The organism is Ruegeria sp. BHSA163 (assembly GCF_059613365.1).
This window is the reverse complement of sequence record NZ_JBXWSJ010000005.1, coordinates 51,184-73,425: the sequence shown is the minus strand read 5'-3', so window position 1 is coordinate 73,425 and position 22,242 is coordinate 51,184. Positions and strand designations below refer to the sequence as shown.

At 53.9% G+C, this 22,242-nt stretch carries 22 protein-coding genes; 7 read left to right on the top strand and 15 right to left on the bottom strand.

Annotation, left to right across the window (positions count from 1 at the left end):
* Positions 1-51: 51 nt before the first annotated feature.
* From dnaA to mutM, 4 genes are all read right to left on the bottom strand, one after another.
* A complete protein-coding gene (gene dnaA / locus AC2FNV_RS04145; RefSeq protein WP_170607510.1) occupies positions 52-1,434 on the bottom strand; it encodes a chromosomal replication initiator protein DnaA in 1,383 nt (460 codons plus the stop codon).
* A gap of 547 nt (positions 1,435-1,981) precedes the next feature.
* Positions 1,982-2,245: a 30S ribosomal protein S20 gene (rpsT, locus tag AC2FNV_RS04140; protein ID WP_170351928.1), complete on the bottom strand. Its 264-nt coding sequence runs from the start codon at positions 2,243-2,245 to the stop codon at positions 1,982-1,984.
* Positions 2,246-2,469: 224 nt separating this feature from the next.
* Positions 2,470-3,246, bottom strand: a complete 777-nt coding sequence (gene acuK / locus AC2FNV_RS04135) for an acryloyl-CoA hydratase (RefSeq protein WP_170474430.1) — start codon at positions 3,244-3,246, stop codon at positions 2,470-2,472.
* Positions 3,247-3,312: 66 nt separating this feature from the next.
* Positions 3,313-4,164, bottom strand: a complete 852-nt coding sequence (mutM, locus tag AC2FNV_RS04130) for a bifunctional DNA-formamidopyrimidine glycosylase/DNA-(apurinic or apyrimidinic site) lyase (RefSeq protein ID WP_170607507.1) — start codon at positions 4,162-4,164, stop codon at positions 3,313-3,315.
* An 86-nt stretch (positions 4,165-4,250) separates the two neighbouring features.
* On the opposite strand from mutM, the gene ubiE reads away from it, so the two are divergent.
* Both ubiE and ubiB read left to right on the top strand, forming a co-directional pair.
* Entirely contained in the window at positions 4,251-5,003 is a 753-nt protein-coding gene (gene ubiE / locus AC2FNV_RS04125) for a bifunctional demethylmenaquinone methyltransferase/2-methoxy-6-polyprenyl-1,4-benzoquinol methylase UbiE (protein WP_170607505.1), read from the top strand.
* A 3-nt stretch (positions 5,004-5,006) separates the two neighbouring features.
* Positions 5,007-6,536, top strand: a complete 1,530-nt coding sequence (gene ubiB, locus AC2FNV_RS04120) for a 2-polyprenylphenol 6-hydroxylase (RefSeq protein ID WP_170607503.1) — start codon at positions 5,007-5,009, stop codon at positions 6,534-6,536.
* Between the two features lie 35 nt (positions 6,537-6,571).
* Here the strand turns inward: ubiB and AC2FNV_RS04115 are convergent, their stop codons facing one another.
* The gene (locus tag AC2FNV_RS04115; protein WP_170607501.1) at positions 6,572-7,747 is read right to left on the bottom strand and encodes an acetyl-CoA C-acyltransferase family protein; all 1,176 of its coding nucleotides are present in this window, start codon (positions 7,745-7,747) and stop codon (positions 6,572-6,574) included.
* 117 nt (positions 7,748-7,864) lie between these two features.
* On the opposite strand from AC2FNV_RS04115, the gene AC2FNV_RS04110 reads away from it, so the two are divergent.
* The 4 genes from AC2FNV_RS04110 (at position 7,865) to AC2FNV_RS04095 (ending at position 11,831) form a co-directional block, all read left to right on the top strand.
* On the top strand, positions 7,865-8,431 hold the full coding sequence (locus AC2FNV_RS04110; protein ID WP_170607500.1) for a helix-turn-helix domain-containing protein: 567 nt from the start codon (positions 7,865-7,867) through the stop codon (positions 8,429-8,431).
* 109 nt (positions 8,432-8,540) lie between these two features.
* Positions 8,541-9,725 carry a glycine C-acetyltransferase gene (locus AC2FNV_RS04105; RefSeq protein WP_170607498.1) on the top strand — a complete coding sequence of 395 codons (1,185 nt, stop codon included), beginning with the start codon at positions 8,541-8,543 and terminating at the stop codon, positions 9,723-9,725.
* Positions 9,726-9,739: 14 nt separating this feature from the next.
* Entirely contained in the window at positions 9,740-10,768 is a 1,029-nt protein-coding gene (tdh, locus tag AC2FNV_RS04100) for an L-threonine 3-dehydrogenase (protein ID WP_170607641.1), read from the top strand.
* Between the two features lie 214 nt (positions 10,769-10,982).
* Positions 10,983-11,831, top strand: coding sequence for an alpha/beta hydrolase (locus AC2FNV_RS04095; RefSeq protein ID WP_254444615.1), 849 nt, complete (start codon positions 10,983-10,985; stop codon positions 11,829-11,831).
* 65 nt (positions 11,832-11,896) lie between these two features.
* Here the strand turns inward: AC2FNV_RS04095 and infB are convergent, their stop codons facing one another.
* From infB to pip, 7 genes are all read right to left on the bottom strand, one after another.
* Positions 11,897-14,371 carry a translation initiation factor IF-2 gene (infB, locus tag AC2FNV_RS04090; RefSeq protein ID WP_170607496.1) on the bottom strand — a complete coding sequence of 825 codons (2,475 nt, stop codon included), beginning with the start codon at positions 14,369-14,371 and terminating at the stop codon, positions 11,897-11,899.
* 8 nt (positions 14,372-14,379) lie between these two features.
* The gene (locus tag AC2FNV_RS04085) at positions 14,380-15,003 is read right to left on the bottom strand and encodes an RNA-binding protein (protein ID WP_170474409.1); all 624 of its coding nucleotides are present in this window, start codon (positions 15,001-15,003) and stop codon (positions 14,380-14,382) included.
* A gap of 22 nt (positions 15,004-15,025) precedes the next feature.
* Complete coding sequence (nusA, locus tag AC2FNV_RS04080) at positions 15,026-16,639, bottom strand: transcription termination factor NusA (protein WP_170607495.1); 1,614 nt, start codon at positions 16,637-16,639, stop codon at positions 15,026-15,028.
* Positions 16,639-17,229 (bottom strand): ribosome maturation factor RimP, encoded by a 591-nt coding sequence (rimP, locus tag AC2FNV_RS04075; protein WP_170474404.1) that lies wholly within the window; start codon positions 17,227-17,229, stop codon positions 16,639-16,641. The genes nusA and rimP overlap by 1 nt, the downstream gene beginning before the upstream one ends.
* Positions 17,230-17,392: 163 nt before the next feature.
* Positions 17,393-18,019 (bottom strand): CDGSH iron-sulfur domain-containing protein, encoded by a 627-nt coding sequence (locus AC2FNV_RS04070; protein WP_170607493.1) that lies wholly within the window; start codon positions 18,017-18,019, stop codon positions 17,393-17,395.
* A 71-nt stretch (positions 18,020-18,090) separates the two neighbouring features.
* Positions 18,091-18,912 (bottom strand): ABC transporter substrate-binding protein, encoded by an 822-nt coding sequence (locus tag AC2FNV_RS04065; protein ID WP_170607490.1) that lies wholly within the window; start codon positions 18,910-18,912, stop codon positions 18,091-18,093.
* On the bottom strand, positions 18,909-19,886 hold the full coding sequence (pip, locus tag AC2FNV_RS04060) for a prolyl aminopeptidase (RefSeq protein WP_170474396.1): 978 nt from the start codon (positions 19,884-19,886) through the stop codon (positions 18,909-18,911). Before pip ends, AC2FNV_RS04065 begins: the two co-directional genes overlap by 4 nt.
* A gap of 48 nt (positions 19,887-19,934) precedes the next feature.
* Here pip and ubiG point away from each other — a divergent pair, with 48 nt between their 5' ends.
* Positions 19,935-20,681: a bifunctional 2-polyprenyl-6-hydroxyphenol methylase/3-demethylubiquinol 3-O-methyltransferase UbiG gene (ubiG, locus tag AC2FNV_RS04055; protein ID WP_170607488.1), complete on the top strand. Its 747-nt coding sequence runs from the start codon at positions 19,935-19,937 to the stop codon at positions 20,679-20,681.
* 2 nt (positions 20,682-20,683) lie between these two features.
* Here the strand turns inward: ubiG and AC2FNV_RS04050 are convergent, their stop codons facing one another.
* Genes AC2FNV_RS04050 through grxC form a run of 3 tightly spaced genes read right to left on the bottom strand, consistent with a single transcriptional unit; the run spans position 20,684 to position 22,226 of the window.
* Positions 20,684-21,124, bottom strand: coding sequence for a MarR family winged helix-turn-helix transcriptional regulator (locus AC2FNV_RS04050; protein ID WP_170474390.1), 441 nt, complete (start codon positions 21,122-21,124; stop codon positions 20,684-20,686).
* Between the two features lie 14 nt (positions 21,125-21,138).
* The gene (locus AC2FNV_RS04045) at positions 21,139-21,969 is read right to left on the bottom strand and encodes a carbon-nitrogen hydrolase family protein (RefSeq protein ID WP_170607637.1); all 831 of its coding nucleotides are present in this window, start codon (positions 21,967-21,969) and stop codon (positions 21,139-21,141) included.
* Complete coding sequence (gene grxC / locus AC2FNV_RS04040) at positions 21,969-22,226, bottom strand: glutaredoxin 3 (protein WP_170607486.1); 258 nt, start codon at positions 22,224-22,226, stop codon at positions 21,969-21,971. Before grxC ends, AC2FNV_RS04045 begins: the two co-directional genes overlap by 1 nt.
* Positions 22,227-22,242: the final 16 nt, after the last annotated feature.

The following is a 22,242-nucleotide window of genomic DNA, read 5'->3' as shown; positions in this document are numbered from 1 at the left end:
AAAAACGCCCCGGAACAAAAATACCGGGGCGCTGTGAAAATAAACTTGGATTCAGGCTTCCAGGGAACGGCGCAGCATCTCAACGTCTTCAGCAATCTGACCGTCCGTCAGTTTCAACTCTTCGATACGTTTTACACCATGCATGACTGTGGTGTGGTCACGCCCGCCAAACCGTCGACCTATTTCGGGTAAAGAGCGACTGGTCAGTTGCTTACACAAATACATGGCGACTTGGCGCGGACGTGCGTAGGATCGCAGACGCTTGGGACCGATGATGTCGGACATACGGATGTTGTAGTACTCTGACACCTTGCGCTGAATTTCCTCGACCGTGATCTTGCGCTCGGACGCGCGCAGCACATCGGCCAGACAGTCTTGCGTCAATTCCATGTCGATCTCACGTCCCACCAACGAGGCGAATGCGAACAGGCGGGTTAACGCACCTTCGAGAACGCGGACATTGGTTGAGATTCGATGGGCAAGAAACTCAAGAACGCCATCGGCTATGGTCAAGTCGGAATATGTACTGCTGTACTGCTGTACTTTGTTCTGCAGTATGCCAAGCCGCAATTCGTAATCGGTCGGATGCAGATCGACCACCAATCCGCACTGCAAGCGTGATTTCACGCGCTCTTCAAGATCTTTGATCTCGCCCGGCGCTCGGTCAGCTGAGATAATAATTTGCTTGTTCTGGTCAACCAGCGCATTGAATGTATGAAAAAATTCCTCTTGGGTTGAATCTTTTCCCGCAATAAATTGCACGTCGTCAACCATCAAAACGTCGACGGAACGGAACAGATGTTTGAAATCCATCATCCGTCGTTCCCGCAAAGCCTGAACAAACCTGTACATGAACTGCTCAGCCGACAAGTAAAGCACGTTCAGTTCCGGGCGCCGGGTTTTCAGCTCCCAAGCTATGGCGTGCATCAAGTGTGTTTTACCAAGGCCAACTCCACCATAAAGTACCAAAGGGTTGAAAGTGACCGGTCCGCCTTCGGACACACGACGAGCGGCTGCATGAGCCAGTTCGTTTGGTTTGCCAACCACAAAACTGTCAAAGGTAAAACGCGCATCCAAAGGAGCTGCCTGCAAAGCCTCTAATACATTTGGTGCCGTTTCGGGCGCAGAAACCGCTGCCGTAGTCGTGACTGTCGGCTTCGTCTCAGCAATCTGAACAGGGCGAACCGAAGAATTTGCGGCCGTCTGGAACGCCAGCCGCTGTACGGACTCTCCAGACGTGTTTAGTTCGTAAAGAATCAGATCAGCAAAGTTCTGACTTACATAGTTGCCCATAAAGTTGGTCGGAACGGAAAAAATGGCCACGCCATCCTGTAACTCTTGGAACTCCAGCGGTTCAATCCAGGTGGTAAAGTTGTTTCGACCGACGGCCTTGAGCAACTTGCTGCGCAGTTGCCCCCATTTCTCTTGTGTCATACGTCGCCTCACGCATCCCATTCTTTATTGGCCTGTCGGCCTTATTAATACGCTCCGGTTTCCCGGTTTCCTGCACAAGGGTACCATTCGCCAAACCGGACCGGTTTGACGGGCAGAGCTCGGATCATCAGCGCAATCAAAACCTGTCCAACCCAACAACGGGCCGGCCTGGAAGCCAGGCTGCGCACCACAATCCAATTTTTCGACAGGGCCTAGAATCGTCGGAATTCCGAGATCCGCAGCAGATCGTCCGTCCGGCAATAGCCGATTTTCGAACATTCGTCCCTGAAACCGCCCTGATGCCCGTCAGATCGATTTTAGAAACAGCCTGTCCCCCCAAGCGAGTGAATCGCTGAATCAGTGGTAGCAAGAGGTCATGGGTCCCGGCAATGAAACTTCGATATTGACTCGGGTCTGAGGCAGAAAGAATCTCTTGGCTTCTGGAAGGCGCGGTATTCCGGCAACAGTAAAAAAGGACGCCGCTACCCGCGACGCCCTTAAAATTAGATCAGCCTTATTGACCTGAGTTGGGTTCAATCCCGTTGGGTTAGCCCAACGCTTTCACACGCGCCGACAGGCGCGACATTTTACGTGATGCGGTATTTTTATGGAAAACACCCTTGGTTACTCCGCGCATCAGCTCTGGCTGGGCCGCACGCAGAGCGGCGGTTGCTGCGTCCTTATCACCGGATGCGATTGCTTCTTCTACTTTACGCAAATAAGTGCGAATGCGCGAACGACGAGCTTTGTTGATTGCAAAACGCTTCTCGTTCTGACGAGCACGCTTCTTTGCCTGGGGCGAATTTGCCATGTGTCTTTGACCTTTTATCGGTACGTTTATTCTGTTTTGCGCGCCACGGAATGTCCGTACCAGGTCATCGATCACGAGTGTGAGTCGGGCCAGAGCGGGCCGCACGCGCATGTATAGCGGCGGTCACTAGCTGACTTTTCGGGGTTTGCCAAGCCGATTCTTACATTAAGGCCGATGATGTTTTGTATGCGGGAACCGCGAGAGGCATTGTTCGCCCTGCCGGATTATTTGTCGCGGAACTGAGCTGTACGTTTTTCCAAAAACGCAGCCATGCCTTCCTTTTGATCTTCAGTCGCAAACATAGAATGGAAAACCCTTCGTTCGAACAGCATCCCTTCGCTCAGCGGCAATTCGTAGCTTCGATTAACCGCTTCCTTAGCGGCGATCGCTGTCAGTTGGGATTTTTCCGCGATCTTTTGGGCCGCGCCAGTCGCCTCTTCGATCAGCTTTTTGGCGGGTACAACGCGGCTGACAAGTCCTGCGCGCTCAGCTTCTTCGGCATCCATGAATCGACCCGTCAGATTCATGTCCATAGCCTTGGACTTGCCAACAAACCGAGTCAGCCGCTGGGTTCCTCCCAAACCGGCGATAACTCCAAGGTTGATCTCAGGCTGTCCGAACTTGGCCGTGTCCGCCGCAATGATAAAGTCGCACAGCATAGCCAATTCGCATCCTCCGCCCAACGCATAGCCGGCCACCGCGGCGATGATCGGTTTGCGGATGGCGGTCACCCGATCATTGGCATCGGCAAACAGGTTCACGTTGAACACATCAACGTAGCTCATGTCCGACATCTCTTTGATGTCAGCGCCGGCGGCAAATGCTTTGTCCGATCCTGTAATAACGATACAGCGCACTTTGTCGTTGCTGTCCGCCTCTTCCAACGCAGTACACAATTCATCCAACAACTGGGTGTTAAGCGCATTCAACGCATCTGGTCGGTTGAGTTTGATAAGGGCGACGTGGTCTTCGATTTCGACGATGATCGTCTCAAAAGCCATGAGGTGTAAGCTTCCGGTTGTTCCGTTCAAATACGATTCCTTACCACGCGAATTCGCCGGATCAAGTCATCTTTGACATTTTGCACAGTAAAAGGACGAGCGACCAGACTGGATGATTCTCTTGATTATTGACCCACATCCTGCCGTCCGGCACAGCTCTCCTTCCCTTCCGTAAACGTCAAAGCTGTGCTGGAAATATCCAAGCTCTCCATTAGCTTGGCGGAAATCACGCAACGATGAACCACCCGCGTCAATTGCCTCTTGCAGCACTTGGCGAATAACCGGAACCAACGCCGCGACACGAGACGCAGAAATCTGGCCAGCTTTGCGACGTGGCGACACTCCTGAGCGATAAAGAGCCTCACAAACGTAGATATTCCCCAATCCGGCAACGATTCCCTGATCCAGTAGCGCGGATTTAACCGGAGAGTTTTTATCTTTGAAAGCATCTATGAGGTGTTGTTCGTGGAAATCGTTGCCCAACGGCTCGGGCCCAAGAACCGACAAAAGTTTGTGCTCTTCAGCTGTCGCCGTGGGAAAGAGGTCCATTGCTCCAAACCGGCGCGGGTCATTGAATGTGACACGAGCTCCGTTTGCCATATGAAAGACGACATGGTCGTGCTTTTCGGGCATTGGATGCTCATGCACGAAATGGCCCAGGGGATCGCCAGACACGGTCATCCGTCCCGACATACCCAGATGGATCAGAAGTGTTTCGCCGCTGCTGAGATCGCCAAGAATGTATTTCGACCTCCGTCGCAAGCTATCTATTCGCTGCCCAGCCAGCCGATCGGCCATACGATCGGGAAAAGGCCAGCGCAGATCAGGGCGATTCACCTCTGCCCTTTGGATGACCACACCTTCCATGGCTAGAGTCAGGCCGCGTCTTACAGTCTCGACCTCGGGCAATTCCGGCATTACACGGCTCCTATTCCAAAGGGCCGCATTGTGCCCAGGTTCCAGTGCCCTATAACAGAAACGAAATTCGAAAAACGGCAAGGCTAATGTCCGACAACAGCGACAAGACCACTCATTTCGGGTTCGAGACCGTCCGCGAGGCTGAAAAGTCCGGTCGTGTTCAGGGCGTATTCAACTCTGTGGCGTCAAAATACGATGTAATGAACGACGTCATGTCCATGGGTATCCATCGCGTGTGGAAAGACGCTATGATGGACTGGCTTGCGCCGCGTCCCGGCCAACACCTATTGGACGTTGCCGGAGGCACCGGAGATATTTCGTTCAGGTTCCTGAAACGCGCAGGCCACGGCCACGCCACCGTTCTTGACCTCACCGAACCGATGCTGATCGAGGGTCGCCAACGAGCCGAAGCCGATCAGATGGCTGACAGCCTAAGTTGGGTGGTTGGTGATGCGATGGCACTGCCATTCGAAGACAACTCGTTTGATGTCTACACGATTTCCTTCGGCATCCGAAACGTGACCCGTCCGCAAGACGCGCTGAACGAAGCATTCCGAGTTTTGAAACCCGGTGGTCGACTTATGGTGCTGGAATTCAGCCAATTGCCGAACGACGGGCTTCAGAAACTCTATGACCTCTACAGTTTCAATGTCATTCCACGCATGGGCAAACTGATCGCCAATGATTACGACAGCTATCAGTATCTAGTGGAATCGATCCGAAATTTCCCGGATCAAGAGACGTTTTTGGAAATGGTCCGAGCCGCCGGATTTGAAAACGCAAAATACCGTAACCTTAGCCTGGGCATCGCTGCGCTGCATTCAGGATGGAAAATCTGACGTATGCGTGGACCCCACAACATAATCCGCCTGATCCGGACAGGCGCCACTCTGGAGCGTACAGGCGCGATGAACGTTGTGTTGGACGCATTCGAGGCTCCGAGAGCCGTTCGGTTTATTGCTCACACCCTTGGAAAACCATTTCAATGGCTGGGATACAAGGGCGATCCGGATATGCCGCCCGCAACCCGTGCGTTAACCGCGTTGGGTCCGGCTTATATCAAATTCGGGCAAGTATTGTCCACGCGGCCAGACGTTGTCGGCAACGAACTGGCTGAACAATTACGCGTCCTTCAGGACAAACTCCCCCCATTTTCACAAGCCGAAGCGATGGCCGAAGTTGAAAAAGAACTTGGCCAACCCATTGCCGAGATTTTTAGTGAGTTCAGCGAACCAATCGCTGCGGCCTCTATTGCTCAGGTTCACAAAGCCAAGCTGGTGGCCACCGGCGAAGACGTAGCCGTCAAGGTTCTACGTCCAGGCATCGAGCGGGCTTTTCGCAAGGATGTGGATGCATTCTATTTCGCCGCGCGCATTGTGCAGCTTTTTGCCCCAGGGGCACGCCGCTTGCGTCCTATGGAGGTGATCGAACATTTTGATGGAGTGGTTCGTGGCGAACTGGATCTTAGGCTGGAAAGCTCGGCCGCTTCTGAATATGCGGCCAATACCAAAAACGACTCCGGATTTTGGCTCCCTCCAGTTGTCTGGTCCCTATCCGCGCGCCGTGTGATGACACTCAGTTGGGCAGACGGTATCGCTTTGGGCGAAAACGGCGCATTGGACGCAGCGGGTCATGACCGCCGAGATTTGGCTGAACGCGTTTTGCGCCTGTTCCTGTTGCACGCTCTGCGCGATGGGTATTTTCATGCCGACATGCATCAGGGCAATTTAAAAGTCGCTGCCAACGGCGACATCATCGCCTACGACTTTGGAATCATGGGTCACATCGACGAATATACCCGTCGGGTTTACGCGGAAATACTCTTTGGGTTCATCCGGCGAGACTATAAGCGTGTAGCTGAAGTACATTTCGAAGCAGGCTATGTGCCGGCCAATCAGGATGTAGACGAATTTGCCCGCGCCCTGCGCGCGGTGGGCGAACCGATCTTCGGTATGGACGCATCTCATATCTCCATGGGGCGTCTCCTGAATTACCTGTTCGAAGTGACGGAACGCTTTGGTATGGAAACACGGACGGAATTAATACTGTTACAGCGTACCATGGTCGTCGTAGAAGGCGTAGCGCGTTCGCTCGACCCACATATGAACATTTGGGAAGTCGCTCGCCCGGTCGTCGAAGATTATATCAAGCAATCTATTGGCCCTCGCGCTGCAATTCGCGATCTGGGCAAAACAGCAATGGTTCTGGCCCGGTTCGGTCCTCGCTTGCCTGCATTGGTGGAAAACGCCCTTATCGCGCAGACACAAAAGGATGAACCGCAGCGATCGCAATTGTTGATTGCATGGGTTCCTGCATTGATCGGCGCTATCGCAGGCGCAACGCTTGTGCTGGTACTTAACGCGATCAGTTAAAGATCAAATGGCTGCTACGTTTGAAGCTGAAGAGATCATAGTCTCTCAATGGCGATCGCGATACCCTGACCGCCACCTATACACATTGTGATCAATCCTTTGGAACCACCTGTACGCTCAAGCTCATACAGTGCTTTCAATGTGATGATTGCTCCGGTCGCCCCCACTGGGTGACCCAATGCAATTGCGCCTCCATTTGGGTTTACCTTACCAGCGTCCAAACCCAGCTCCTGGTTGACGGCCAAGGCCTGAGCCGCAAATGCCTCATTGCTTTCGATTACGTCGAAATCCTCGATGACCAAACCCGTTTTCTTAAGCAGGTTCTGAACTGCGGGAACCGGGCCGATTCCCATAACTTCGGGTCTTACACCGGCATGGGCGTAACCCAGCACGCGTGCCTTGGGTTTCAACCCGGCTTTCTCCGCCGCAACAGCAGTCGCCAAGACAATGGCAGCAGCACCATCATTGATCCCGGATGCATTGCCTGCCGTCACTCGACCGTCTTTCTTAAAGACAGGGCGCAACCCTGCCAATGCCTCGGTCGTCGTCGCTTTTGGGTGTTCATCAACTTTGAATTCCACCATTTCTCGTTTTACCTTGACCTGTACTGGAGCAATTTGACTGTCAAAGTTACCGGCCTCGATTGCAGCGGCAGCGCGAGTCTGGCTGGTCAAAGCAAATTCATCCATTTGCTCTCGGCTGATCTGGTGCTCGTCAGCGACATTCTCGGCTGTCACACCCATATGTCCTGTCCCAAACGGACAGTTCAGCGCTCCCAGCATCATATCCAATGAGGTGACATCGCCCATTTTTGCACCCCAACGCGCCTGCGGTACGATATATGGGCTGCGCGACATACTCTCGGCCCCACCAGCAACTGCGAACTCGGCATCACCCATTGTTAAGGACTGAACAGCCGATACGATCGCCTGCGCGCCGGAACCGCAAAGACGGTTAACATTCATAGCAGGAGTTCCATTCGGTATTCCTGCCTGAATTGCCGCGACGCGGGACAGGTACATGTCACGCGGCTCAGTATTGATCACGTGACCAAAGACGACGTGCCCAATCTGACCGCCTTCCACCCCAGACCGCTCCATCGCTGCTTCTGTTGCAACAGTCGCCAAGTCGATTGGCGCAGTCGAAGCCAACGCTCCGCCGAAAGTTCCGATTGCCGTACGGGCACCGTCCAAAATTACGATATCGGTCATGGATCGCTCCTCCTGAAATTGGGTACAGTATGCACTCTGTTCGTGGGCATGTCCTCTGAGACGTGCCGTCACAGGTGGAATTGACATTTGCACCGACAGCGCCCATCAAATTCCGTCATGACGGATAACTCTGACGATATCCTGACGCGCCTCCCGGCACGCCTGAAAGAAGCGCGCCGAGCCAAAGGCCTGTCTCTGGAAGCGGTTGCTAACCTCAGCGGTGTATCCCGTTCCATGGTCAGCCAGATCGAACGCGGTGAGAGCAGCCCTACGATTTCTACGCTTTGGAATTTGACACGTGCATTACAAGTCGATTTCGCCGGGCTATTAGATGACGCCAAGGCCACCGATCAAATCGAGGTTCTCAGAAAGTCCGAAGTGCCCAGTATTGATAATATGGGGCAGAACTGCTGCATCCGCATATTATCGCCGCCCGAGGAAGCTGGGGGCCATGAGGTCTATGACATCCAGTTCGACGATAACGGAGCTTTGAATAGTCAGCCGCACACACGTGGCGCACAAGAACAGCTGACAGTTTTGGAAGGTTCCGTGCACGTAAATTCTGGTGCTGCCAAGATGGTGCTGCACCAGGGTGATACGGCCCGTTACGCTGCTGATGTTTCCCACTCGATTTCTTCTGCGGGTGGCCCAGCCAGAGTTTTTCTGATCGTCAAAAACGCCTGATGCCGACCAATTTCCGTCTTTACGGATTATTTTCCGTAATTTCGCATTTCTCCTATTTGGGAATTTTCTCCGCTATGTTAGAAACACGACTCAGTAAAAGGAGATCGCCATGGCAGATGCATTCCTGTCCCACATCACGGACACACTCGCGCAAATCCAAGCTGAAGGATTGTACAAACGCGAACGAATGATCACCTCGCCACAGGGCGGCGAAATCACTGTGGGTGGTAAGCAAGTTATCAATTTGTGCGCCAACAACTATCTGGGTCTTGCTGATCATCCCGCGTTGATCGATGCAGCCACGAATGCAATGGGCCCCAAAGGGTTCGGCATGGCCTCAGTCCGGTTTATATGCGGTACGCAGGATATCCACCGTGAGTTGGAGCAGAAGCTGGCAAGTTTCCTGAATAAGGACGACTCGATCCTTTTCGCAGCCTGCTTTGACGCTAATGGCGGGCTATTTGAACCTTTATTAGGCCCCGAAGATGCCATCATATCAGACAGTTTGAACCACGCGTCGATCATCGACGGAATTCGGTTGTGCAAGGCCAAGCGGTATCGGTATCTGAACAACGATATGAACGATCTTGAGGCGTGGCTGAAACAAGCACGGGAAGATGGCGCGCGGCACATAATGATCGCCACCGATGGTGTATTCTCGATGGACGGATACCTGGCGAACCTACCCAAAATCCGAGAACTGGCAGACAAGTACAATGCTATCGTCATGGTTGATGACTGCCATGCAACGGGTTTTATGGGTCCAAACGGAGCGGGTACTCCGGATCACTTTGGCATTGAAGTGGATATACTCACAGGAACTTTGGGCAAGGCACTAGGAGGAGCGATCGGCGGTTATATCGCCGGGCCGCAGCCAGTCATCGACCTGCTGCGGCAGCGGGCGCGGCCCTATTTGTTTTCCAACTCGCTGCCGCCATCCATCGTCGCCGCTGGGCTTGAGGCTATCCGCCTGGTTCAAGAGGGCGAATTCCTGCGTTCCCAATTGTTTGGAAACGCCAAATATTGGCGCGCCGGGTTGGAAAAATTGGGTTTTGACCTTTTGCCGGGCGAACATCCGATCATTCCAGTAATGTTGGGCGAAGCCAACCTCGCCCAAGAGATGGCGTCGCGACTTTTTGATGAAGGCGTATATGTCTCAGGATTTTTCTTTCCTGTCGTTCCACGAGGGCAGGCGCGGATAAGAACACAGATGAACGCGGCACTCACAAGGGACGAACTGGACCGGGCGTTACGGGCTTTTGGTAAGGTCGGCAAAGAGCTGGGGATAATCTGATGCACGCAAACACGATGAAGGCTTTGGAAAAGTCTCTACCAGCAGAAGGTTTGTGGATGGTGCAGGCTCCGGTCCCCGAGATCGGACCAGACGAAGTGCTGATCCGCGTCAACAAAACTGGGATTTGCGGGACCGATATCCACATCTGGAATTGGGATGAATGGGCAGAGCACACTGTACCGATACCAATGATCACTGGCCATGAATTCGCTGGTGAGATCGTAGAAATTGGGCGCAATGTAACCGGGTTGGAAATTGGTCAACGCTGTTCAGGTGAAGGGCACTTAATTGGCACCGACAGCAGACAAAGTCGCGCAGGTAAATTTCACCTGGACCCTGGCACGCGCGGGATCGGCGTGAATGAACAGGGGGCTTTCGCCGAATATCTCAAGTTGCCCGCGTTTAACGTCGTTCCTCTGCCTGATGATATTTCTGATGATATCGGGGCCATTCTAGACCCGCTTGGAAACGCTGTACACACTGCCCTGAGCTTCGATTTGTTGGGTGAAGATGTTCTGATTACCGGCGCAGGTCCAATCGGTATAATGGCTGCTGCCGTCGCCCGACATGCAGGCGCGCGTCATGTGGTGATAACTGACATTAATCCAGACCGCCTAAAGCTTGCTAACTATGTTGTACCGAACTTACGCGCGGTGAATGTTAGCCAAGAAGACCTTCAAGATGTAATTGCGGAACTTGGCATGACCCAAGGTTTCGATGTTGGCTTGGAAATGTCAGGCTCACAGGCAGCATTGGATCAGATGGTCGAGGCGATGGTGATGGGCGGCAAAATCGCGTTGCTGGGTATTCCGCCGGGCAAATCTCCGGTGGATTGGTCACGTATCGTTTTCAAGGCAATCACTATCAAAGGAGTTTACGGGCGGGAAATGTTCGAGACCTGGTACAAAATGATTGCCATGCTTCAGAATGGGTTGGACGTGTCCCGCGTAATAACCCACCGATTTGCCGTAGACGATTTCGCTAAAGGATTTGAAGCAATGAAGTCCGGGCAATCCGGAAAGGTTGTTCTAGACTGGACTTGATACGTAACCTTAGACAAGCCGAAATTTGAATTCCGACATCTAAGCAGAGAACGTTTGAGACAAGTCTTTAAAAAGCCAAAAACTATTCGGCTTCTCTAATCTGGTTGATCAGATGTGGAATGCGAATTCTCTCAATAGTATTTCGCTTTTTTACCCACGGTCCTTGAGTTGTGCTTTTCTAATGTCTTTAACGTGTGTGCAATGGAGTCTTAGATTGGGGGGCACACCCAAAATGCTATATCGAGGGTTTTCTAAAGCAGAACTGGACCGGGAATACGCACCGAGTTCGATGATAGGAGGCGATCTGACGCCCTATATCACAAGTTTCGCTGCGCTTAGTGCTCAGGCACGGGTGAATTTGTCCGTTCAGGAAAACCTCGCCTACGGTGAAAAAGCCGAGCAAGTGCTCGATTTTTTTCCTTCGGCGGTCGAGGATGCACCGTTGCATGTCTTCATACACGGGGGCTACTGGCAAGCCCTCAGCCAGCGTGAATCGGCAATGATGGCCCCAGCGCTGCATGAAAACGGTCAGGCTTTTGCAGCGCTGAACTATACACTGGCGCCGTTTGCACGCATGGGTCAGATGGTCACGGAATGCCGGGATGCTCTGCTTTGGCTTGCTTCGCAAAGCAAATCTTTGGGTTTTGATCCGGCTAATGTTACCCTGTCCGGCCATAGCGCCGGTGCGCATCTCGTTTCTATGGTCATGGCAACGTCTTCGAACGAATTAGCTCAGGCAGGTTTACGCGTGCGAAATGTAATACTGATCAGTGGTATTTACGATCTGGAACCAATCAGCCTTACGCCAGTTAACGACCCCCTTCAATTGAGCAAGACCGAGGTGCACGACCTATCGCCCTGCCTGAACCTGCCTCTACCGGGTCCACGATACCGGGTAACAGTTGCCGAGCGCGACACATCTGAATTCATTCGACAAAGCCGCGACTACGCCGAGCTTTTACGCAAGGCCGGCCATGCCGTTAGCTTTGATCTGCAGCAAGGAAAAAATCATTTCGACATCGTTCTACCTTCGTACAGTTTTCTGTCTCATAGGACCGATTAGCCACTTTACCGAAAAAAACAGCGGCCCTAAGGACCGCTGCTTCGAACTCTCATCGCGTCGCTCGCTTAGTCAAGCGTGCGAGTTACTTCTTCGCGTTCGAAAATCTCGATGACGTCACCAGCTCGGATATCGTCATAGTTTTCGAATGCCATACCGCATTCCTGACCGGATTGAACTTCCGCCACTTCGTCCTTGAAACGCTTCAGCGTCTTGAGCGTGCCCTCGTGGATTACCACATTGTCGCGCAGTAGGCGTACACCTGCCGACCGGCGTGCCACACCTTCTGTAACCAAACAGCCCGCGACCTTGCCGACACCAGTAACCTTGAAGACCTCTTTGATCTCGGCGTAACCGATGAATTTCTCACGAATCTCTGCGCTTAGCAGACCTGATGCAGCGGCTTTAACATCGTCCACTAGATCATAAATCACCGAGTAGTAACGGATTTCCACACCTTTTTGGTTCGCGGTATTTCGCGCAGAAGCATTGGCACGGACGTTAAAACCAAAGATTGGTGCACCTGAAGCTTCGGCAAGTCCAACATCCGTCTCGGTGATAGCACCGACACCAGAATGCAGGACTCGTACACGCACTTCTTCGTTACCGATTTTCTCCATTGCCTGAACAATGGCTTCGGCAGAACCTTGAACGTCAGCTTTCATCAGAATGGGCAATTCGGTGACGTTTTCGTCTTCTTTGGCTTTCTGCATCAGTTGTTCAAGGGTGGTCGCGGCACCGGCGGCAGCTCGCTTGTCTTTTGCGGCCTGCTCACGATAGGCTGCGATTTCGCGTGCCTGCGCTTCGGTTTCAGTCACATTCAGAACATCACCCGCTTCAGGGGTGCCGTTGAGACCCAAAACTTCAACCGGGACAGAAGGCCCTGCCTCTTTGACGCGCTCTCCCTTATCGTTGATCAAAGCGCGGACCTTACCGTACTGCTCGCCAACAACAAAGATATCGCCCTGACGCAGTGTACCATTCTGAACCAGAACGGTAGCTACGGGGCCACGACCCACGTCCAGTTGCGCCTCGATCACGGCGCCTTGCGCTGCCCGATCTGGATTGGCTTTGAGTTCCAGAATCTCGGCCTGCAGTGCAATAGCTTCCAGCAGTTCATCGAGGCCTTGGCCCGTAATCGCTGAAACTTCAACGTCCTGAACCTCACCCGACATCTTTTCGACGATGACCTCGTGTTGCAACAGGTCCGTTCGCACCTTGTCCGGGTTCGCCTCGGGCTTGTCGATCTTGTTGATCGCAACAATCATCGGGACACCAGCCGCTTTGGCATGATTGATCGCCTCGATGGTCTGCGGCATCACCGCGTCATCAGCAGCAACAACCAAAACGACGATATCCGTCACCTGAGCCCCGCGCGAGCGCATCGACGTAAATGCCGCGTGGCCCGGCGTGTCAAGGAATGTCAGTGTGACACCATCATCAGTTTTTACCTGATAGGCACCGATATGCTGCGTGATACCACCAGCTTCACCAGCCACAACCCGGGCGTCGCGGATGGCGTCCAGCAGCGAGGTCTTACCATGGTCAACGTGACCCATGATCGTAATCACAGGCGGACGCGGTTTGAGATCCTTATCTGCGTCTTCAACTTCCTTAATGACGTCTTCGACGTCCGAATCAGAGACGCGGGTGACCTTGTGACCAAACTCTTCGATGATCAGTTCCGCAGTGTCTGCATCGATGGTTTGGTTCTGCGTCACCATCATACCCATCTGCATCAACGACTTAACCACATCGGCGACTCGTTCAGCCATCCGGTTGGCCAACTCGGAAACCATGATCGCCTCAGGCAGCTGAACATCACGGATTACCTTTTCCCGCTCGACCGTACCGCCCATAGCTTTTTGACGAGCGCGCTCCTGCTTTCGCTTCATTGATGCCATGGAACGTTGGCGACTGCCTTCGCCGCTGGTCGCCTGTCCCAGTGTCAGCTTACCCGAGCGGCGGTTGTCCTCTCGGCCTTTACGTGACCCGCGCTGCTCTCGTTCGCGATCTTGCTTGCGCGACGCCGAAGCCGGTGCCGGTTTGCTCGATGGCGCCCTGGCCGCCTTAGGCTCTTCTGGCGGCGGAGCTGCAGCAGCAAGCTTAGCTGCTTCCTCGGCCTCTTTTCGGCTACGCTCTTCCTCTTCGGCCTTTGCCCGAGCGCGCTCTTCAGCTTCACGCTGTTCGCGTTCCTTGGCCTCTTGTTCGGCGCGACGGCGGGCACGTTCTTCCTCGCGCGCTTTTTCCTCGGCCTCACGTGCGGCGACCTCTTCAGCCTCTCTTGCTTTGGCCGCTTGCAGCGCCTTCATGCGGCGTGCCATTTCCGCATCGGAAATTCCCGCAGGTCGACGCGATGGGTCACCCGAAGGTGCGGCGCCAGCACCGGGCTTGGTCGCGCCCGGCTTGGGAACCACGACGCGTTTGCGCTTGGTTTCCACCACGACATTCTTGGTCCGTCCATGGCTGAAACTTTGTTTCACATTTCCGGGACGTGCCCCGCCACGCAGACCCAATGTCTTTTTGCCGTCATTATCGCTCATAAAGCTTCTTACCCTTCCGAGCGGCCGCTGCCGCCGTCATCCTTTTCGCGCAAACCGCGCAAGCGCTGCGCTTCCTCTACAACACGTTTGGCGAGTCCGCCAGAGGCGAGCGCCGCATGAATCACAGTTTGGCGCCCAAATGCCTGCCCTAACTCGTCCGCAGTCAACCAGCCGATGTAATTTCCAAAGTGCGGAGTGCTTAATTTTGACTTTCCGCGCCCCGATCCATCGGCAGCCTGAATCAGCACCTGAGCTTCTTCCCTGTCCAGCCAGGTCTTGACCTTTTCGTATCCTGCGACCGCATCGCCAGACTTTCGGGCGAGGCTCAGCAATTCAATAACCCGGCGCAACACTTGACGTTCCACTTCGGCCGTTAGGTCGTTCGGTATGCCAACCTGCGCCTTAAAACCTCGGGCAAACAACTTTTTGCCCACAGCCTTGTCCAAGGCGACCCGGTCAGCGGCTACGTAGACACCACGTCCCGGCAGCTTGGACGCGACATCCGGATAAACCTGACCATCCGGTCCCGTCACAAATCGGATCAACCCATATTTTGGCTGTACTTCGCCAGTCGCAATGCACTTGCGCTCGGGTCCGTCAGACCGATCTTTATGGACGCCGCCGCGACCCATTCGCACCATCCGAGGCCTGAAATCAGGCCTCTGCCTCCTCTTCGACTGCTTCGCCTTCTTCCGCGACCTGCTCCAACTCGGCTGGATCAACCCAACCCAACATGATCCGCGCAGTCATCACCAAATCCTGAGCCTCTTCCAGCGTAACGCCAAAAGGTTCCAAGACACCGTCATCCTTGATGCGCTCTCCATCGACAGTTGTCCAACCGCCTGCCAATTCCCAATCCGCGCACGTTGCGAAGTCTTCCAAATTCTTCACATCGTCCTTGGCCAGCGCTTCTACCATCTGGGGTGTCAGCCCTTCGAATTCAATAAGGCTATCCTCGGCACCCAAAGCTCGAGCAGCATCCAAAGCCGCTTTGGCCTGAGCCTCAAGGAATTCACGCGCTCGGGTCTGCAGTTCCTGCGCGGTTCCTTCATCTACACCGTCGATAACCAACAGCTCTTCGATTTCCACATATGCAACTTCTTCAAGATTAGTGAAGCCTTCGGAAACCAACAGTTGGGCAAAGAATTCATCCAAATCCAGGCTGTCCATAAACAATTGGGTACGGGCTTCGAATTCCTTCTGGCGACGCGCCGATTCTTCGGCTTCGGTCATTATGTCGATGTCCAGGCCTGTTAGCTGGCTGGCCAGACGTACGTTTTGACCTCGGCGCCCTATGGCAAGGCTCAACTGTTCCTCGGGGACCACAACCTCGATCTTGCCCGCTTCCTCGTCCAGAACCACTTTGGACACTTCGGCCGGTTGCAGAGCGTTCACCAAGAAGGTTGGCTGATCTTCATTCCAAGGGATGATATCGATCTTTTCGCCCTGAAGTTCATTCACGACCGCCTGAACACGGCTCCCGCGCATACCAACGCAGGCACCGACGGGATCAATGGAACCGTCGTACGAAATAACAGCGATCTTGGCGCGCGATCCGGGATCCCGTGCCACCGCTTTGACTTCGATAATGCCATCATAGATTTCCGGAACTTCCATTTTGAAAAGCTCGGCCATAAACTCTGGCGCTGTACGCGACAGGAAAATCTGGTGCCCTCGGACTTCGCGACGCACTTCTTTTATATAGGCACGTACACGATCATTGGGGCGATAGCTTTCGCGGCCGATCTTGTCATTGCGCCGCAGAACCGCCTCGGCTCCACCAAGGTCAATAATGACATTACCGAATTCTTCGCGTTTAACAGCACCATTGATAATTGTGCCAGCACGATCTTTGAATTCTTCGTATTGGCGATCCCGCTCTGCTTCGCGAACTTTCTGCAGAATGACCTGTTTGGCAGACTGCGCTGCGATCCGCCCCATTTCTACCGGTGGAACTTCCTCGATAAACACATCGCCAACTTCAGGGCTTTCCATATATTGTTTGGCCTGCTCTACAGTAAACTCGGCCTGATAATTTTCAAGCTCGTCGTCCTCAACAACAGTCCGGACCCGAGTAAAGGTTGCTTTACCGGTTTTGCGGTCAATCGATACACGAATGTCCATCTCGGCGCCGTAGCGGCTCTTGGCTGCACGAGCGAGCGATTCCTCCATCGCTTCGACGACCAAACCGGGGTCGATCATCTTTTCGCGTGCCACGGCCTCGGCGGTCTGCAACAGCTCCAGCTGGTTGGCTGACGTAATTGCCATCAGTTCGTCTCCTCTTCGGACCCTTCGGTCTCAATCTCGTCGAAGGCATTTTCGTTCAAGGCGCCGGCGTCCTTGCGCTGGCGCAGCATTTCTTTGATCAGGTCATCGGTCAGAACCAATTTAGCATCGCTGAGCCAATCGAAATTCAGCCCAATAGTGATCACCTCAGACCCTTCCGGGATGTTGATCAAGACCTCTTCCCCTTCGATCCCGGCAAGTTCGCCCTTAAAGCGGCGGCGGCCGTCGATCAGCTCTGAGGTCTCAATCTTGGCCTCATAACCTTCGAACGTCTCAAAATCCTTGAGACGGGTCAGAGGGCGGTCAATGCCGGGGCTGGATACTTCCAGTGTATAAGCGTCAAGTATCGGGTCCTCGACATCCAAAGTCGCGCTGACAGCGTTCGAAATCTCGGCGCAATCGTCCACTTCTATGCCGCCTTCAGGCTTATCGGCCATGATCTGCAAAGTGGTCTGCTTGCCGCTCATCAGGCGAATGCGGACCAGCTCATACCCCAGATCCTCGATCACCGGTGTGATGATCTCGGCCAGTCGCCTATCAATGGCAGCTTTGGCTATCAAGTCGTTAGTCATTCGGTCTTTACCCTTCGGTCGGGCACAAAAAAACGGGCGCGCGGCCCGTCGATCTTTTCCGGTGGAGCCCCGGACCTTAGCCCGACACGCCGCTGTTGAACTTGCATATACGCAGGATAATCCGAGTCTGCAAGGCGAATGTCAGATATTGTTCAACTGCCATCTAATCAGTGTCCGACCACCCTATGTCACGATGCGTTCCATCACAGAAAGGTTTGTTGCCCGATTTGCCACAACGGCACAGAACATATTTGCTTTGACACGCCCCTTTCGCCTGCAAATCGATAGGCGGCTCGACCCCGAGAACCCAATACGGGCCGTCCTTTTGCACCTCGATCTGGGCACGGGCGGCATGCAGATGCTCTCGGGTTTCATCGTCTCCCAAGGCCAAAGCGCCAGAAGGGCAAGCAGATACTACTTCCCGAACTTCTTCGGTGGTTCCGCGGTCTGGTTGAACCCATGGTTTTTGTGAAGGGTTAAAAATGTTGGAGGCCAGACGCCCGCATTCAGCTGCATGCGAGCACAAAAGCGGATTGAAGCTCACGGTCACAGATTCGCCGCGATATCCGATAATCCGGTCGCTGCCAGCTGGGGTTCCTCCACGGCTTTCAAAGCCGACCTTAGAATGTGTTCCATCGCAAAAAGGCTTGTTTGCCGAATGCCCGCAACGGCACAAAGCCATGACTTGTTTAACTTCAATCTCGGATCCATCGGAACCACGCATCGAATGAAGGTTTTTTACAATCAGTGGCCCGTTTTCGCGTTCTTCGACAATGGTTTTATCGGACATGTAAATATCCTCCGCTTACCTGATCAGGTTAGTGATACGTACCTTCTTGTCAATTTTTCAGGGCTTAGGTTTTAGGCCAACCACCATCTTTCAGCCAAGCGGCCGTCGTCCAGCGCTCGACCTTCCCCTACTCGACGTGGCACACCTACGTTGGGCGCAACAGCAAGCGCCGAGTCCGCCTTTGACGGAAAATACCGTAAGCCGCTTACACCGCGCAAATCATTGGGGTCTGGAAAGGCCGCGACGTCCACATAACCGTCGCGCAATGCCTCGGCGCGAACTTGAGCGTCAGGGATTACTATAACCTCAATCGTTTCAGCCCATCCTGCTAAATTGTCTTTGTAGTGCCCCGCAACCCTACGTCCAAGGAAATGGCGCATGTCTTCGGCTCGTTCCACGCTGTAACAACCGGTACCGTTAGCCTCATGCAGTGGCGACACACTTTGACCGCCACGGGTGATGACAAAGCGGCTATCGGCTAGAAGAAACGGTAAGCCTGGATTGGGCTCAACAAGCTCAAGCCGCAAGCTATTGGACGACAAAGCCTCGACTTTCCCAACCTCACTTAACACCACTAAAACATCTTGGATATCCAGAGGTGCGCCGTCGTGAAACAAGACGTCGTCGCGAAGCTGAAAACTCCAAAGCCGCGCCTCGAAGTCAGTTTCCCAACCAGTCGTCAGTTCTCCTCGCAGGGTACCATCGGGGGCGACTTCAGTCAGCGTGTCAAACACAGCACCGCGCGCAACCTGCTCCAGACTGTCATCGCGGGGCACTGCCACACGCAAGGTTCCGCCCTTTTTCGGAATATCCGCAAGTGACGCACCTGTGGCAGCCAGCAAGGCGGCCGCTGCACCGGATGCAAACAACGCTCGGCGATCGATCCGGGTCATGCATCCTCCTCCGCCAAGCGATCCATGATTCGGATCAGTTCAGCACTGATGCCCGGCTCTGAAAGGGCGTGACCTGCATTTCGCACCATTCTCAACTCGGCGTTCGGCCACCGTTCGGAAAGCTTCCAGGCGGCTTTGGGTGGACAGATCATATCATAACGGCCCTGAACTATATGGCCCGGGATATGAGCAATCCGGTCCATGTTCTTTAGGATTTGACCATCAAACTCCATGAAACCGCCGTTGATGAAATAATGGTTCTCGAGTCTGGCAAAGGTCCGTGCGTATTCTCCGGGGCTTTCCCCGACCGACCCGTTGGTGTGAATTGATGCAAGTGCGTTTTCCCAATGAGACCAGGCCCGGGCATACAGAATCTCTGTCGCGCGATCGCCTGAGAACAGGCGCTTGTTGTAAGCCCTTATAGCATCGGACTGTTCCGACTCCGGCAGCAGAGATGTGAATTTGGCCCATTGTTCGGGCCAGAACTTACCCGCTCCACCGCCATAGAACCAATCCAACTCGGCTTGAGTCATCATAAAGACTCCCCTTAGCACCAAGCAGCTGACACGGCCCGGATGGGTTTGCGCATATGCGAGTGCAAGAGTGGCGCCCCAACTGCCGCCGAAGGCTATCCACTTCTCGATCTCGAACAACTTCCGCAATCGCTCTATGTCGGCGACAAGATGCCAGGTCGTGTTGTTTTGTACCGACGCGGTGGGGCGGGATCGTCCGCACCCTCGCTGATCGAACAAAATCACACGATATGCCTGCGGATCGAAATATCGCCGCATCGCGGGGCTGCAACCGCCGCCTGGCCCACCGTGCAGAACAACAACAGGTATACCGTCCGGATTGCCTGATTGCTCGACATATATCCGGTGCCCATCGCCCATATCCACCATTCGCTGATCGAACGGATCGATCGGCGGGTACAAATATTGAACTGCGCGCTTTTGGTCCGAGTACTTGTCCATTATTGGCCTATATAGTCCCTAAGCGTAAAAGAGCATACGGAGACAGGAATGCAAGCGCATCCGAACACAGTGGACCCGTCAGAGATCGCAAAATTCGAGGCTATGGCCGCCGAATGGTGGGACCCGCACGGAAAATTCAAACCGCTGCACATGCTCAACCCTTGTCGGTTGGACTATATCACACAGCAGATCGCGGGAGAATTTGATCGTGATTTGACGACTTTGTCCCCTTTTAAAGGTTTGCGCCTGCTTGACATTGGGTGTGGTGGCGGTTTGCTAAGTGAACCCATGGCACGTCTTGGCGCGGAAGTCGTAGGTGCGGATGCGGCCGAAGGCAACCTGCCTGTCGCACGCATTCACGCCGAAAAATCCGGACTTTCGATCGATTATCGCCACGCCACTGCCGAATCGATGGCAGCAGCAGGCGAACAATTTGACATTGTTCTGAATATGGAAGTTGTCGAACACGTAGCGGACCCGCTGAGTTTTCTGACGGCAACGCAACAACTTTTGAAACCCGGTGGATTGGAAATTTGCTCGACCATCAACCGCAACCCGAAATCTTACGCGATGGCCATCTTTGGAGCCGAAGTGGTAATGCGTTGGCTACCTCGCGGTACGCATGAGTGGAATAAGTTCATCACACCGGACGAACTGTTCGAGCTGCTGAGAAACGCCGGATTGAACCCGGTGGATCGCAAGGGATTTGTGTTCAACCCAGTTCGATGGAGCTGGTCCATATCCCACCGCGACCTGAGCGTGAATTACGTAACGGCAAGCGTAAAGCCCGGCTGAGGCTATTCACCTTCCAACTGCATTCTCAAGTCGCGAAGGACAGGAAGTGTTGCGCGCACGCGTTCATGACCCAACTCTTCGACCACTTGGTTGATCAGCGGAGCTATCGACGAAATCGCTTGATCCCTCGCACGACGACCTGCTGGGCTGATCGCTACCATTTTTCTACGCGCATCGTCCCAGTCAGGCCGGATGTGAATGTAACCTGCCCATTCCAGCTTGGCCAAAGTATTGGTCATTGCGCCGCGTGTTACGTGAAACGTATTGGCCAATTGTGCCGGACTGCGCTCGTCCCCAGCGAAGACCAAATGGTTCAGGACCGAAAAGTGAGAAATCTCCATACCTTTTGGCAGTACACGGCTCAGCCGGTTCCGCAATAATTGATCTGCGGTCAGAATCTCGCTGAACAAAGTGACCGCCAGGGCGTTTGTATCTTCAGTCATGGTCCGGTTCTGGATCAAGGTCCGTCGAAAGGACGGCAATGTGAAAGCGAGGGCACACGACGGCGCGCCTCTGTCACAGAACTATCATCCAAATTGAAAATGTGAATGCCCGGATCAGTCCCTGCGTCGATCAGCACCTCTCCCCAAGGGGAAACAACCATGCTGTGACCATGAGTGTGGCGCGTCTTTCCCCGGGTTTTCGGGTGTTCACCCGTTTGCGCAGGTGCAAGTACCCAGCAGCCGTTTTCAATAGCTCGGGCGCGTAACAACGATTCCCAATGTGCCGCGCCGGTCACCGGAGAGAATGCGGACGGAACCGTCAGGATGCGCGCGCCTTCTTGTGTGAGCGCAGCGTAGAGATGCGCAAAACGAATATCGTAGCAGATTGTCAGGCCGACTTTTCCAAACTCTGTCGCTGCGACCACTGCCTTGCGGCCGGGCCTGTAATTCTTGGACTCCCGAAAAGTTTCGGCCTCTGAAACTTGCACGTCGAACATGTGGATCTTGTCATATCGGGCCACTATCTGCCCTTGCGGATCGATCAAGAACGACCGATTTGCAAAACGTCCGTCCTTGTCCTGCGTCTTAATGGCAAGAGACCCAATCAGTAGCCAAACCCCCAACTTCGCAGCCTCACTACGCAGACCCGCCAAAGTAATGTCATCTGCCTCATGCTGCAAAACCTCAACTTGACGCGTCGCACTGGTCGAAACACAATTTGTGACCTCTGGCGTCAGAATGAACTGTGCGCCCATGTCGGCGGCATCGCTCGTCATGGACCGAACCATTTCCAAGTTTTCGGCCGGATCGTCAGACGAAGTGATTTGCAGCAATGCAGTCTTCATCATGCAGCAAGCAAATGGTCCAGCTTGCCCTGACGCTCAAGCTCGTACAAATCATCGCAACCACCGACGTGCGTCGAGCCAATGAAAATCTGCGGCACTGTGCGCTTCCCACCGGCACGTTCGATCATTTCGGGCTTACGCTTTGGATGCAGCAGCACGTCGACTTCTTTGAACTCGACGCCCTTCTGTTTCAGCAGTCGTTTGGCCGCGTGGCAATAACCACATAAAGGCGAGGTATAAATTTCAACCGGCTTCATATTCCGTACCTTTGGG